Annotated in this window: 14 protein-coding genes; 12 read left to right on the forward strand and 2 right to left on the reverse strand. The window is 67.9% G+C overall.

The features are described 5' to 3' along the window. Nucleotides 1-19: 19 nt before the first annotated feature. The 10 genes from ACXDF8_RS20950 to ACXDF8_RS20995 all read left to right on the forward strand — a co-directional run bounded on the left by ACXDF8_RS20950 (nucleotide 20) and on the right by ACXDF8_RS20995 (nucleotide 9,540). Nucleotides 20-1,009: a GlxA family transcriptional regulator gene (locus ACXDF8_RS20950; protein ID WP_457225199.1), complete on the forward strand. Its 990-nt coding sequence runs from the start codon at nucleotides 20-22 to the stop codon at nucleotides 1,007-1,009. A 353-nt stretch (nucleotides 1,010-1,362) separates the two neighbouring features. Beyond that, nucleotides 1,363-1,653, forward strand: coding sequence for a lipase family protein (locus ACXDF8_RS20955; protein ID WP_457225200.1), 291 nt, complete (start codon nucleotides 1,363-1,365; stop codon nucleotides 1,651-1,653). Beyond that, a complete protein-coding gene (locus ACXDF8_RS20960; RefSeq protein ID WP_457225201.1) occupies nucleotides 1,650-2,258 on the forward strand; it encodes a TetR/AcrR family transcriptional regulator in 609 nt (202 codons plus the stop codon). The genes ACXDF8_RS20955 and ACXDF8_RS20960 overlap by 4 nt, the downstream gene beginning before the upstream one ends. A gap of 67 nt (nucleotides 2,259-2,325) precedes the next feature. Then, nucleotides 2,326-3,657: a glutamate-1-semialdehyde 2,1-aminomutase gene (hemL, locus tag ACXDF8_RS20965; protein WP_457225202.1), complete on the forward strand. Its 1,332-nt coding sequence runs from the start codon at nucleotides 2,326-2,328 to the stop codon at nucleotides 3,655-3,657. After that, entirely contained in the window at nucleotides 3,654-4,271 is a 618-nt protein-coding gene (locus ACXDF8_RS20970) for a histidine phosphatase family protein (RefSeq protein ID WP_457225203.1), read from the forward strand. The genes hemL and ACXDF8_RS20970 overlap by 4 nt, the downstream gene beginning before the upstream one ends. After that, entirely contained in the window at nucleotides 4,268-4,882 is a 615-nt protein-coding gene (locus tag ACXDF8_RS20975; RefSeq protein WP_457225204.1) for a TlpA disulfide reductase family protein, read from the forward strand. Before ACXDF8_RS20970 ends, ACXDF8_RS20975 begins: the two co-directional genes overlap by 4 nt. After that, a complete protein-coding gene (locus tag ACXDF8_RS20980; protein WP_457225205.1) occupies nucleotides 4,879-5,658 on the forward strand; it encodes a cytochrome c biogenesis CcdA family protein in 780 nt (259 codons plus the stop codon). The genes ACXDF8_RS20975 and ACXDF8_RS20980 overlap by 4 nt, the downstream gene beginning before the upstream one ends. Then, complete coding sequence (gene resB, locus ACXDF8_RS20985; protein WP_457225206.1) at nucleotides 5,658-7,295, forward strand: cytochrome c biogenesis protein ResB; 1,638 nt, start codon at nucleotides 5,658-5,660, stop codon at nucleotides 7,293-7,295. Before ACXDF8_RS20980 ends, resB begins: the two co-directional genes overlap by 1 nt. A gap of 4 nt (nucleotides 7,296-7,299) precedes the next feature. Continuing rightward, entirely contained in the window at nucleotides 7,300-8,283 is a 984-nt protein-coding gene (ccsB, locus tag ACXDF8_RS20990) for a c-type cytochrome biogenesis protein CcsB (protein ID WP_457225207.1), read from the forward strand. A gap of 36 nt (nucleotides 8,284-8,319) precedes the next feature. Further along, complete coding sequence (locus ACXDF8_RS20995) at nucleotides 8,320-9,540, forward strand: MinD/ParA family ATP-binding protein (RefSeq protein ID WP_457225264.1); 1,221 nt, start codon at nucleotides 8,320-8,322, stop codon at nucleotides 9,538-9,540. Here the strand turns inward: ACXDF8_RS20995 and ACXDF8_RS21000 are convergent. Continuing rightward, on the reverse strand, nucleotides 9,537-9,695 hold the full coding sequence (locus ACXDF8_RS21000; RefSeq protein WP_457225208.1) for a hypothetical protein: 159 nt from the start codon (nucleotides 9,693-9,695) through the stop codon (nucleotides 9,537-9,539). The two genes, ACXDF8_RS20995 and ACXDF8_RS21000, sit on opposite strands and share 4 nt — an antisense overlap. 92 nt (nucleotides 9,696-9,787) lie before the next feature. Between ACXDF8_RS21000 and ACXDF8_RS21005 the strand changes: the two genes are divergently transcribed. Then, complete coding sequence (locus ACXDF8_RS21005; protein ID WP_457225209.1) at nucleotides 9,788-10,069, forward strand: DUF4229 domain-containing protein; 282 nt, start codon at nucleotides 9,788-9,790, stop codon at nucleotides 10,067-10,069. 24 nt (nucleotides 10,070-10,093) lie between these two features. On the opposite strand, the gene ACXDF8_RS21010 is transcribed toward ACXDF8_RS21005, so the two are convergent. Beyond that, nucleotides 10,094-10,963, reverse strand: a complete 870-nt coding sequence (locus ACXDF8_RS21010) for a 1,4-dihydroxy-2-naphthoate polyprenyltransferase (RefSeq protein ID WP_457225210.1) — start codon at nucleotides 10,961-10,963, stop codon at nucleotides 10,094-10,096. A 592-nt stretch (nucleotides 10,964-11,555) separates the two neighbouring features. Here ACXDF8_RS21010 and ACXDF8_RS21015 point away from each other — a divergent pair. Then, complete coding sequence (locus ACXDF8_RS21015) at nucleotides 11,556-12,782, forward strand: hypothetical protein (protein ID WP_457225211.1); 1,227 nt, start codon at nucleotides 11,556-11,558, stop codon at nucleotides 12,780-12,782. Nucleotides 12,783-12,870 lie beyond the last annotated feature (88 nt).

Raw genomic sequence — 12,870 nt, forward strand, 5'->3', positions numbered from 1 at the left:
ACTGCTGAGATTTGGCCACATGATCGTCGGGGTGCTCGCCATCGATAACGTGGTCGGTTACGAACTGATGATTCCCGGCCAGATCTTCGGGATGGCCAACATCGCCGCGGCCGAATCGGCCCGCCCTGAAGGGGACGGCGAACCGCGGATGTCCCCCTTCGAGGTCCGGCTCTGCGGTCAGCGCTCGACGATCAGCACCGCCGCCGATTTTGCAGTGGTGGAAATCCGGGCACCCTTCGGATTGGACGCACTGGCAGACGCAGATCTCGTGATCGTTCCGGGAACACGAAGCTTCCTCGAAGAGCCCCCAGCACAGGTCCTTTCGCTGTTGGCAGACATTGCAGGCGGGGGAGGGCGGGTCGCATCCTTCTGCGTGGGAGCATTCACGCTGGCCGCCGCGGGCTTACTCGATGGCCGTCGAGCCACCACGCATTGGCAGTTCGCAGGCGAGCTCTCGCGGCGCTACCCCAATGTCGACGTCGACCCTCGGGTGCTGTTCATCGATGAAGGCCAGGTCCTGACCTCTGCCGGAGTCTCGTCGGGAATCGACCTGTGTTTGCACCTCGTTCGTCAACACTGTGGGCCCGAGTTGGCCCGGCGTACCGCGCGCCGAGTGGTGGTGTCGGCCTGGCGGGACGGTGGCCAGGCGCAGTACATGGAGAATCCTGGCTCTGAAGACGGCGAGCATCCGCTGCAAGGCACCGTCGACTGGATGCGTGACAATTCACTGACGGCACTGGAGCTGAAGGACATCGCGACCCACGCAGCCGTGAGCGTGCGGACTCTCAACCGCCAGTTCCGCGAATACGTCGGCACGACGCCCCTGGGAATGCTCACCGCCATCCGCGTCGACGGCGCTCGGCGACTGCTCGAGACTACGAAAGTACCGATGGAAGAGGTCGCCATGCGAGCTGGATTCGGCTCGTATGCCTCACTGCGTTGCCACTTCCGCCGGTCGGTCGGGCTGTCCCCCCAGAAGTACCGGAATACCTATGCCGTGGCGCGCTGAGTGTCAGCCCGGGCCCATCCGTGAGTTGCAGGTCCAGTTGCGCGCCACGGGCCTCGAGCGCGACGGGGTCCGGACACCGGCCGTGCGAAAACGCTTAACGGCCGCTGGGAAATGTCTGCGCTGCGGCCGGGCAGCGCTCGCAGGCTTCGCCCAGTTGGACCGACCGCCCAACTTCCCCGGGGGACCGCAGGGCCGGTGGCTACGCCACTGCGGGTCGTCATGCAGCCACAACTTCACCGCGCCGTTTCCACCAGCACCCACAGCCCCGGAATTTATCGCTCTCCCGTCCGCGTTCCACTGTTCGCACACCTATATAACAACGTTCTATGGGGAGCCGACAGGAGCGCCACACCATGACCAACGTCGTCTTCATCGACGGTCTGTGGATCGCCAGCACCGCTTGGCAACCATGGATCGACCACTTCGCAGCCCGCGGTCACCAGGCCGTCGCCCCGTCCTGGCCGGGTGAGCAGGCCACCATCGAAGCCACCCGCCAAAACCCCGCCGCACAGGCCGGTGCCGTCACCGACTTCCACGCCTTCGAGGGGCGCGGACAGTCGCTGACCATCGATCGGGGCTGGCGTGAGGTCGCCGACACCGCGCTGGACTGGCTGGCCGGCCAGGGGACGGTCGACCGGGCATGATTGCGGCACCACGACGTCGCCGGACCGCCAGCGACCAGGTCTCGGCGGCGGTATTGGACGCGGCCGAGACCGTGCTGGACCGCGACGGAACGGCCGGCGTCACGATCCGTGCCGTCGCCGGTGAAGCCGCGGTCGCGCCGATGAGCGTCTACAACAGATTCGGCAACAAGGACGCCCTGCTCGTCGCACTGGCCATCCGCGCCTTGGACCAATTGGGTGCGGCCATCGCGACTCCGAGCGACCTGGAGCCGGTCAGGCGGTTCTGTCAGGCCTGCCGCAGTTACCGCGCGTACGCGCTGAACCACCCCGCTCGGTACGGGCTGATCTTCGCCGCCGGCAGCCCGCTGCAGGACCCGTCGTCGCCTGCGGCAGTGTACGGCCGGTCGGTCTTCGCGGTCCTGGTCGAGCTGATCCACGCATTCGCCACCGGCGAGCCGGCGAGACAACCGGAGCAGGCCGCGCAGGCGGTCTGGAGCGCGGTGCACGGCGCCGTCACCATCGAGATCGCTGGGATCGGCCAGACGCCGGACCCCGCCGCCAGTTACGAGCATCTGCTCGACCTGCTGCTCACCGGGCTGCGGCCACCAGGCCGGACGACCTCGTAGCGCACCGACCCCGCGGCTGCTACACCCTGTAGTTGACCACCCCGCCGGGGCTGGGACACTGGTGGCCATGAGCAGTACCGATCAGGCCGCCTCGACGTCGACGTCATGCCAGGCATCGGCCAGGCTGTTCGCCGACGCCTGCGAGGTGATTCCCGGCGGGGTGAACTCGCCGGTGCGTGCGTTCAACTCGGTCGGCGGGACCCCGCGCTACATCACCTCGGCCAACGGCTACTGGCTGACCGATGCCGACGGCAACCGCTACATCGACCTGGTGTGCTCGTGGGGCCCGATGATCTTGGGCCACGCGCACCCCGCGGTCGTCGATGCCGTGCAGAGAGCCGCCGCAGACGGTCTGTCGTTCGGGGCGCCGACGCCCGGCGAGACGGAACTGGCCCGCGAGATCATCGACCGGGTCGCACCCGTGCAGCGGGTCCGGCTGGTGAACTCTGGCACCGAGGCCACCATGAGCGCCGTGCGGCTGGCGCGCGGCTACACCGGCCGCTCGAAGGTGGTCAAGTTCTCCGGGTGTTATCACGGCCATGTAGACGCCCTGCTGGCCGACGCCGGGTCCGGCGTGGCCACGCTCGGTCTGCCGTCCTCGCCCGGGGTCACCGGTGCCACCGCGGCGGACACCATCGTGCTGCCCTACAACGACGTCGCCGCGGTCCACGAGACCTTCGCCTCGTTCGGCGACAGCGTCGCCGCGGTCATCACCGAGGCCTGCCCGGGCAACATGGGTGCCGTCCCGCCGTTGCCTGGTTACAACGCCGAACTGCGTCGGATCACCGCCGAACACGGCGCACTGCTGATCGTCGACGAGGTGATGACCGGGTTTCGGATGAGCCGAAGCGGTTGGTATGGACTCGATCCCGTCGACGCGGACCTGTTCACCTTCGGCAAGGTGATGAGCGGCGGGTTGCCCGCCGCGGCCTTCGGCGGGCGCAAAGACGTGATGGAACGGCTCGCCCCGCTCGGGCCGGTGTATCAGGCCGGAACGCTGTCGGGAAACCCGGTGGCGGTGGCCGCCGGGCTGGCGACGCTGCGGCACGCCGACGACGCAGTGTATGCCGCGCTTGACGCCAACGCCGACCGGCTCGCAGGCCTGCTCGCCAGTGCCCTGACCGAGGCCAGTGTGGTCCACCAGATCGCGCGTGCAGGCAATTTCGTGTCGGTGTTCTTCGCCGAGGCCCCGGTGACGGATTTCGCCTCGGCCCGGGCCAGCGAGACCTGGCGGTTCCCGGCGTTCTTCCACGCCCTGCTCGCCGCCGGGGTGTACGCGCCGCCGAGTGCATTCGAAACCTGGTTCGTCTCAGCCGCTCTCGACGACGCCGCATTCCAGCGGATCGCCGAGGCTCTGCCGGGCGCGGCCCGGGCGGCAGCGGAGGCCAAGCCGGCATGACCGAGGACACCTCCAGAACCGTCGTCCACGTCATGCGCCACGGCGAAGTGCACAATCCCGACGGCATCCTGTACGGCCGACTGCCCGACTTCCACCTCTCCGATCGCGGTCGCGCCCAGGCCGAGGCGGTCGCGAGCTGGCTTGCCGAGCGCGACATCGTCTATGTGGTCGCTTCCCCGCTGGAACGGGCGCAGGAGACCGCCGCGCCGATCGCCGCCCGGCACGGCCTTGCCGTCGACACCGACAGCGATCTCCTCGAGTCGCTCAACGTGTTCCAGGGCCAGAAGGTGTCGCCGGGCGACGGCGCGCTGCGCGATCCGCGCAACTGGTGGCACCTGCGCAATCCGCGGTCGCCGTCGTGGGGCGAGCCCTACCGCGAGGTCGCCGCACGGATGCAGGCCGCCATGCACCGGGCCCGCGACAAGGGCACCGGGCACGAGGCGCTGTGCGTCAGCCATCAGTTGCCCGTCGAGACGCTGCGCCGATCGATGAACGGCCAAAAGCTGCACCACTTTCCGACCAAACGGCTGTGCAACCTGGCGTCGGTCACGTCGTTCTACTTCGACGGTGCCGACTGCGTCGGCTGGGGATACGCGGAGCTCGGCGGGCGGTGAAGCGCCTGGCGGTCCTCCTGGTGGCGGCGACGGTGTTGGTCGGCTGCTCCACCGGTGACGACGCCGTCGCCCAGGGCGGCACCTTCGAGTTCGTTGCGCCCGGCGGTAAGACCGACATCTTCTACGATCCGCCGGCCAGCCGCGGAACACCGGGCCCGGTGTCCGGGCCGGAGCTGATGGATCCGTCGAAGACTCTGTCGCTCAAGGACTTCGAGGGAAAAGTCGTGGTGATCAACGTCTGGGGTCAGTGGTGCGGGCCCTGCCGATCGGAGATCACTCAGCTGGAGGAGGTCTACAACCAGACCCGTGACTCCGGGGTGGCGTTCCTCGGTATCGACGTCCGCGACAACGATATCAGCGCACCGCAGGATTTCGTTGTCGATCGCAAGGTCACGTTCCCGTCGATCTATGACCCGCCGATGCGCACCATGATCGCATTCGGCGGCAAATACCCCACCACCGTGATTCCGTCCACCGTCGTGCTGGACCGCGAGCACCGGGTCGCCGCGGTCTTCCTGCGTGAGCTGCTCGCCGAGGACCTGCTGCCGGTGGTGCAGCGGCTCGCCGCGGAACCGGGCCCTGTCCAGCCCTCGAAACAGGCCACGCCATGACCGGTTTCGCGCAGACCGCCGCCGCCGGACCGCTGCTGCTCGCCCTCGGGGTGTGCGTGCTGGCAGGCCTGGTGTCGTTCGCTTCGCCCTGCGTGGTGCCCCTGGTGCCGGGCTACCTGTCGTATCTGGCTGCCGTCGTGGGCGTCGACGACCTCGATGCCCACACCGGCCGGGTGGCACTCAAGGCACAGCGGTGGCGGGTGGCGGGCTCGGCGCTGTTGTTCGTCGCCGGTTTCACCGCGGTGTTCGTGCTCGGCACGGTCGCGGTGCTGGGCATGACGACCGCGCTGATCACCAATCAGCTTCTGCTGCAACGAGTGGGCGGAATCGTGACCATCGTCATGGGTCTGGCGTTCATCGGCCTCATCCCGGCCCTGCAGCGCCAGGCCCGGTTCACTCCCAGGCAGCTCGCCGGGGTTGCCGGCGCGCCTCTGCTCGGTGCCGTGTTCGCGCTGGGCTGGACACCGTGCCTCGGCCCGACGCTGACCGGTGTCATCACCGTCGCCTCGGCCACCGACGGCGCCAGCGTCGCGCGTGGAGTGGCCCTGGTGATCGCCTACTGCCTCGGGCTGGGAATCCCGTTCGTGGTGCTCGCGCTCGGATCCGGCTGGGCGGTCAACGGATTCGGCTGGTTGCGCCGCCACACCCGGGCCATCCAGATCGTTGGCGGCATGCTGCTGATCGTCGTCGGCCTGGCACTGGTGACGGGGATGTGGAACGACTTCATCTCCTGGGTGCGCGACGCGTTCGTCTCGGACGTGAGGTTGCCGATCTGATGACGGCGACTTCACCGCGAACAGACACAGAATCGCGCGAAACCACCCGTTCGAGGGTGAGTCTGCGTCTGCTCGCGCGTCTGCCCCGCAACCTCTGGCGTGCGCTCACGTCCATGGGCACGGCGTTGGTGCTGCTCTTCCTGCTGGCCCTCGGTGCCGTCCCGGGTGCCCTGCTGCCGCAACGCAGCCTCAACGAGGCCAAAGTCGAGCAGTACATCGCCGAGCACTCGGTCATCGGGCCGTGGCTGAACCGGTTTCAGTTCTTCGACGTGTTCTCCAGTTTCTGGTTCACCGCCATCTACGCGCTGCTGTTCATCTCGCTGGTGGGGTGCCTGACTCCGCGGATGATCGAGCACGTCAAGAGCCTGCGCGCGGTACCGGTGCCCGCGCCGCGCAACCTGTCCCGGCTGCCCAAGTACGCCGTCGGCCAGGTGACGGGGACCCCCGAGTCGGTCGCTGCCGCGATCTCAGAGCGGCTGCGTGGCTGGCGGCGGGTGACTAGCCACACCGGCGACAGCGTCGAGGTCTCGGCCGAGAAGGGCTACCTGCGCGAGTTCGGCAACATCGTTTTCCACTTCTCGCTGCTCGGGCTGCTGGTGGCCATCGCCGCGGGCAAGTTGTTCGGCTACGAGGGCAACGTCATCGTCGTCGCCAACGGCGGTCCGGGGTTCTGCTCGGCGTCCCCGGCAGCATTCGACTCGTTCCGGGCCGGCAACAGCGTCGACGGCACCTCGCTGTATCCGATGTGCATCAAGGTCAACGACTTCCAGGCTCGCTACCTGCCGAGCGGGCAGGCCATCTCCTTTGCGTCGAATATCGACTACCAAGCCGGTGACGACCTGGCCACCGGCACCTGGCGGCCGTACCGCCTCGAGGTGAACCATCCGCTGCGGATCGGTGGGGACAGGGTCTACCTGCAGGGCCACGGATATGCCCCGACGTTCACCGTCACGTTCCCCAACGGGCAGAAACGCACGCAGACCCTGCAGTGGCGCCCCGACGATCCGCGCACGCTGCTGTCCTCAGGCGTCATCCGCGTCGACCCGCCTGGCGGCATGTACCCCGATCCTGCCGAGCGGCGTAAGCACCAGCTGGCGATCATGGGCCTGTTCGCGCCCACCGCGGAGTTCGACGGCACCCTGCTCTCGTCGAGCTACCCCGCACTCAACGACCCCGCGGTCGCCATCGACGTCTACCGCGGCGACACCGGACTGGACACCGGGCGACCGCAGTCGTTGTTCACCCTCGATCACCGGCTGCTCGAGCAGAAGCGGCTGACCAAGGTCAAGCGGGTCAACCTGCGGCAGGGCGAGGAAGTACGGCTCGACGACGGCACCGTGGTGAAGTTCGACAGTGCGACCCCGTTCGTGAACCTGCAGGTGTCCCACGACCCCGGCCAGGTGTGGGTGCTGGTGTTCGCGATGACGATGATGGGCGGGCTGCTGGTGTCGTTGATCGTGCGCCGGCGCCGGGTGTGGGCCAGGATTGAACCAGGAACCCTGAGCGGTACGGTGAATATCGAGCTGGGCGGTCTGGCCCGTACCGACAACTCCGGGTGGGGCAGCGAGTTCGAGAAGCTCACCCAGCGGTTATTGACCGACGTGCCGGACGCGGCACCGTCGCAAGAGAAGGTCTGAGAGTGTGAATACCGAACACATCGACATCGGCCTGGCCCGCTATTCGGACTGGGCGTTCACCTCGTCGATCGTGGTCCTGGTCGGAGCGCTGCTGCTCCTGGCGGTCGAGCTGGCCTACAGCCGCGGGCGCAAGGTCGAGGCACGCGAGCTGGTGTCGGCCGGCACCGGAGCCGTCACCGCCGACAGCGATCGCCCGGGCATCGTCGTCGACGCCCCGACGTTGTCGACCGACGAACGCATCGGCAGGGCCGGCCTGGCGCTGGTCTACGTCGGCATCGCGTTGTTGTTCGGCTGCATCGTGCTGCGCGGCCTGGCCACCGCGCGGGTTCCGTGGGGCAACATGTACGAGTTCATCAACCTGACCAGCTTCTGCGGCCTGGTCGCCGCCGCGGTCGTGCTGCGCAAACCGCAGTTTCGCGCGCTGTGGGTCTTCGTACTGGTTCCTGTGCTGATCCTGCTCACGGTGTCGGGCAAATGGCTCTACACCAACGCCGCACCGGTGATGCCCGCGCTGCAGTCCTACTGGCTGCCGATCCACGTGTCGGTGGTCAGCCTGGGCTCCGGGGTGTTCCTGGTGGCCGGGGTGGCGAGCATCCTGTTCCTGCTCAAGATGTCGCCGCTGGCCGACCCGGGCCGCGACGGCACGGCGGCGCGGATCGTGCAGCGGCTGCCAGACGCGCAGACGCTGGACCGCATCGCCTACCGCACCACGATTTTCGCGTTCCCGATCTTCGGCTTCGGTGTGATCTTCGGCGCCATCTGGGCCGAGGAGGCCTGGGGTCGGTATTGGGGCTGGGACCCCAAGGAGACGGTGTCGTTCATCGCGTGGGTGGTCTACGCGGCCTACCTGCACGCCCGCTCGACGGCCGGGTGGCGCGACAAGAAGGCCGCCTGGATCAACGTTGTCGGCTTCGTCGCGATGGTCTTCAATCTGTTCTTCATCAACCTGGTGACTGTGGGCCTGCACTCGTACGCCGGAGTGAGCTGACCCGAGCCTGCGCTAGGGTTTGGGTACTCCCCGAGAATCACTCGACCCGAAACGATATGCCAGGGGGAAGTGCACGTGCCCGATCCTCAATTACCCCGCCGGGGCCACGAATCGATAGACGCGACAACGGTGTTCCGCACCGAACAGCGGTTCCACGATCCTGCCACCGCTGCGCCGCAGTCCGAGCAGGACTGGCTGGCGGCCAACACCCCGCCGATCGGTATCCCGCTGGACCCGCTGCCTGCGGCGGCCCCGCTGTACAACCAGTACGTCACCGAGCGTCCGGTGCCGTCCTACCGTCCGACGGTGCCGCCGACACCCTATCCGGACCTGTCGACCAGCGCGCTGTTGCGGCAGGTCAAGCCGCCACCTTCGGGTGGCTGGCGCAAGTGGCTCTATCTGGCGTCGGGCAAGCTGATCAACGTGGGGGAGAGCCCGCGCTCGACCCACCGCAATGACCTTGTCGCACAGGTCAATCGCCCGCTTCAGGGGTGCTACCGGATCGCGCTGCTGTCACTGAAAGGCGGAGTGGGCAAGACCACGGTCACCGCGGCGCTCGGCGGCACGTTCGCCTCGATTCGGGGCGACCGGGTGGTGGCGGTCGACGCCAACCCCGACCGTGGCACGTTGAGTCAGAAGGTGCCGATGGAGACGCCGGCCACCGTGCGTCATCTGTTACGCGACGCCGAGAACATCGCGCGCTACAGCGACGTCCGCGGTTACACCTCGCAGGGGCCCAGCCGACTGGAGGTACTGGCGTCGGAAAGCGATCCCGCGGTGTCGCAGGCGTTCAGCGCCGAGGACTACGACCGCACGCTGGCCGTCCTGGAGCGCTTCTACAGCCTGGTGCTGACCGATTGCGGCACAGGGCTTCTGCATTCGGTGATGGCTTCTGTGCTGACGAAAGCGGACACGTTGATCGTGGTCAGTTCGGGATCGGTGGACGGCGCCCGGAGTGCCTCGGCGACGCTGGACTGGCTCGACGCCCACGGTCACCAGGATCTGGTGCGCCAGTCGGTCTGCGTGATCAACGCGGTGCGGCCCCGCTCGGGCAAGGTCGACATGCAGAAGGTGATCGACCACTTCGCCCGGCGTTGCCGCGCGGTGCGATTGGTGCCGTTCGACCCGCACCTGGAAGAGGGGGCCGAGATCGATCTAAACCGGCTCAAGCCCAAGACACGCGACGCGCTGGTCGAGTTGGCTGCCGTGGTGGCCGACGGTTTCCCCACCGTCGAGGTCCCCGATCGGTTCGGCTAGCGCGGCTTGTCGCCGTGGCTGAGCCGCCACAGGAAGTCCGGATCATCGTCCGGCCCAATGACGCGCGTGGTCGCGCGGTTGGCCTGGGCGCGAACCGCACGCCAGCCGACATAGACGGCGGCCGCGATGATCAGGGCGAGCAGCAGGTACAGCACGTCAACCTCCTTGGTCTGAATATACGCGCGTCGGTAGGCTCGGCGCCGTGGCGGAGAATTCAGACGGTCCGACAGCCGGTTCGAGCGGTCGTATGGTGCGCGACGTCGTCGTGTACACCCTGGCGCGGATCGTCCTGGTGGTCGGTCTGACGGCGGTGATCTATTACGTTGCGCAGTTGATCGGGATCCACCAGTTTCCACTCGTGATCGCTCTGTTGTTCGCGATCGTGATCGCATTGCCGCTGGGTATTTGGGTTCTCGCGCCGCTGCGCAAGCGTGCGACCGCCAGCATCGCGCTGGTCGACGAACGCCGCCGCCGCGACAGGGAACAGTTGCAGGCCCGGCTGCGCGGGGACATCCGACCGGACAAGTGAGCCGGGAAATCCACGGCGCCCTGGTTAGCCGAGCGCCAGCGCGAGCGCGACGGCGATCGACCAGACCAGCATCGTCAGCCCGGTGTCGCGCAGCACCGGGATGAGATCGCGTCCGCCGAGTCCGCGGCTCACCGGGCCGGCTGCCCGCACGGCCAGCGGCGCGGCCACCCAACCGGCTGCACACCACGGGGTGGCGAACATCAGGACCGCGGTGAGCACTCCGGCCAGCGCCAGCATCGCCTGATACAGCCATCGGGTCCGGGTGTCGCCGAGTCGTACCGCCAGCGTCAGCTTTCCCGCCACCCGGTCGGTGGGGATGTCCCGCAGGTTGTTGGCCACCAGCACCGCCGACGACAGCGCTCCGGTCGCGACGGCCAGCACGAGTCCCGTCCAGTCCACCCGCAACGCCTGGGTGTACTGCGTGCCCAGCACCGCAACGAGCCCGAAGAACACGAACACCGCGATCTCGCCGAAGCCCGCGTAGCCGTACGGCCGGGATCCGCCGGTGTAGAGCCAGGCCCCGGCGATGCACGCGACGCCGACGACGATCAGCCAGGGTGCGCTGCAGAGGGCCAGCGCCAGTCCCGCGCCGGCGCCGATGCCGAGGCTGACCGTCGCGGCGGTTAGCACCGCCCGGGGCGAGGCGAGCTTGGAGCCGACCAGACGCAGCGGGCCGGCCCGGTCGTCGTCGGTGCCGCGGATGCCGTCGGAGTAGTCGTTGGCGAAGTTGACGCCGATGATCAGCGCCAGCGAAACCGCCAGTGCGAGCAACGCCTTCCACCAGACGGCCGCGTGCAGCCACGCCGCGGCGCCGGTACCGGCGATCACCGGCGCCACCGCGTTGGGCAGGGTCCTCGGTCTGGCGCCTTCCACCCACTGCGCGATGCTCGCCATGCCCGCAATCGTCGCACGCCCGCTGAGCTGGTCACCGCGGCATCGGGTGTGGCCGATGGCCGAGTTTGCTCGTCCGGCGGTAAGTATCGGTGAGCTAAATAGCTGCGCCGGGGTGTGACAATTCGTTAGCTAAGGGCGACCTTCCTGGTTATCTGCTTCGATCGGAAGAGTCGTGTGCCGCCCGCGCGGATTTGCCGGATGGACGTCGAGCGTGGGTAGCTGATCTTCGCGATAGCGTATGAACGCCGATCGATCGTGCGGCGTCCACTTTCTGGCCGCCCAGCAAACAAGGCCACGCCGCAGGAGCCGGTGTAACCGCTCTTCGCGGTTTCGCTCGGTTAACAGCATTCTGGCAGGAACGCGTTCCAGATCTGGGCGCTGATAGTTGCCTCCTAAAATATTTCACGCGTCAGATAGGTTTGCCGAACCGTCGGGTAATCCGCTTTACCAGTGCTTCCTGGACCATATCGGCATTGCGGCCGACCGTACTGAACTGACCGACCGGTAAGTTCTTTCGCGAATGCGGTAACTCTCAGGTTTCCCTCAGGTAACTTTTTGCCCTGTCCGCACTCGTCCCCCGACAGGAGAAACCATGCCCATTGCTGTCCGGTCATCTGTCGCCACCGGGGTAGCACTGATAGGAGCCGGTGCCATCGCGCTGGCCCCGATGCAACCGGTCGCGTCTACCCTCTCGAACCTCCACGCCCCCGCGCTCTTCTCCGCCTCGAACATCCAGCTCACCGCCGCCGGTGGCTTCGACCCCGTCACCCCGTGGGTCGACGTGATCACCGCCGCGGTCACCAACGTGACCACCATCGGTGAAGAATGGCTGGCCGATCCGCTGCCGGCGCTGCGTCAGCTCGGCACCAACTGGTTGGGCTACGCCGACACCTTCGGCACGGCCCTGGGTGGCGTCGCCACCGGCACCTGGACCTACCTCACCCAGACCGTGCCAGAGTCCATCACCACGGCCTTCCAGCAGATCGCCGACGGCGACCTGTCCGGTGCCGCATCGACGATCAACAACGCGCTGGGCAGCGCCGTCGTCTCCATCGGCCTTCCGCTGTTCCCGGTGCTGGACATTCCCGGCAAGATCACCGACAACCTCAGCGCCGTGGTCAAGGCATTGACCGGTCTCAACACCGCGTTGCCGCTGGTTCTCGGCATCCTCGGTCCGATCGAGGGCGGCATCCAGGCGTTCGGCGACAGCGCGCAGAGTGTCCTCGATGCGGCGGCGGCCGGTCAGATCGTCACCGCTCTCAACAACGCCGTCAACACCATTCCTGCGGTCGTCGGAGCGGTGCTCAACGGCTACCAGGACGGCACCTATCCGGGGCTGCTCTCCCTACCGCCGGCGCCTGGCGTCTTCGGTGGGGGCCTGGTTCACGCTCTGCTGGTCGATATCCCGCAGGCGATCGCCGTCGCTCTGGGCGCGCCGGCCCCGGAAACTGCCACCGCGGCGGCGAAGCAGGCTGCCCCCAGCGCTGAGGCCGTTGCGGCCGACGCACCGGCAGCCGTCGAGAGCGGATCCGGTGTGGGCCAGGCGAAGTCGCCGACCGCGGCGGCCAGCCCGGCCGCCGACACCGCCGCATCGGACGATGCGACGGCGGACAGCGCCGCCGCGGATTCGGCTTCGGACTCGACGGTCAAGGACGGCAACAAGTTCGAACCCGCCCAGGTCACCGGCTCGGGCGCGGCCGGCGCGCGGAGCGCGGCGGCCTCCTCGAAGCCGGCCGGTGCCTCTACCGCCGGCGCCAAGGACGCGGCCGGCGGCAGCGCCGGCAAGGGTCACAGCGCTCGCCACGCCGCCGGCAACTAGTCGGCATCCGCTGGTCGTGACGACGTGACAGATGGCCCCCGGTCGAAGTGGCCGGGGGCCACCTTCCGTCCCGAGAGGCAAACGAGAA

This window comes from Mycolicibacterium sp. CBM1 (genome assembly GCF_054073305.1).

Bases quoted from the DNA above. Each gene is read 5' to 3' on its own strand.
- ACXDF8_RS20950 (WP_457225199.1), top strand. From the start codon at position 20: ATGATCGTCGGGGTGCTCGCCATCGATAACGTGGTCGGTTACGAACTG.
- ACXDF8_RS20955 (WP_457225200.1), top strand. From the start codon at position 1,363: ATGACCAACGTCGTCTTCATCGACGGTCTGTGGATCGCCAGCACCGCT.
- ACXDF8_RS20960 (WP_457225201.1), top strand. From the start codon at position 1,650: ATGATTGCGGCACCACGACGTCGCCGGACCGCCAGCGACCAGGTCTCG.
- hemL (WP_457225202.1), top strand. From the start codon at position 2,326: ATGAGCAGTACCGATCAGGCCGCCTCGACGTCGACGTCATGCCAGGCA.
- ACXDF8_RS20970 (WP_457225203.1), top strand. From the start codon at position 3,654: ATGACCGAGGACACCTCCAGAACCGTCGTCCACGTCATGCGCCACGGC.
- ACXDF8_RS20980 (WP_457225205.1), top strand. From the start codon at position 4,879: ATGACCGGTTTCGCGCAGACCGCCGCCGCCGGACCGCTGCTGCTCGCC.
- resB (WP_457225206.1), top strand. From the start codon at position 5,658: ATGACGGCGACTTCACCGCGAACAGACACAGAATCGCGCGAAACCACC.
- ACXDF8_RS21005 (WP_457225209.1), top strand. From the start codon at position 9,788: ATGGTGCGCGACGTCGTCGTGTACACCCTGGCGCGGATCGTCCTGGTG.
- ACXDF8_RS21010 (WP_457225210.1), bottom strand. From the start codon at position 10,963: ATGGCGAGCATCGCGCAGTGGGTGGAAGGCGCCAGACCGAGGACCCTG.
- ACXDF8_RS21015 (WP_457225211.1), top strand. From the start codon at position 11,556: ATGCCCATTGCTGTCCGGTCATCTGTCGCCACCGGGGTAGCACTGATA.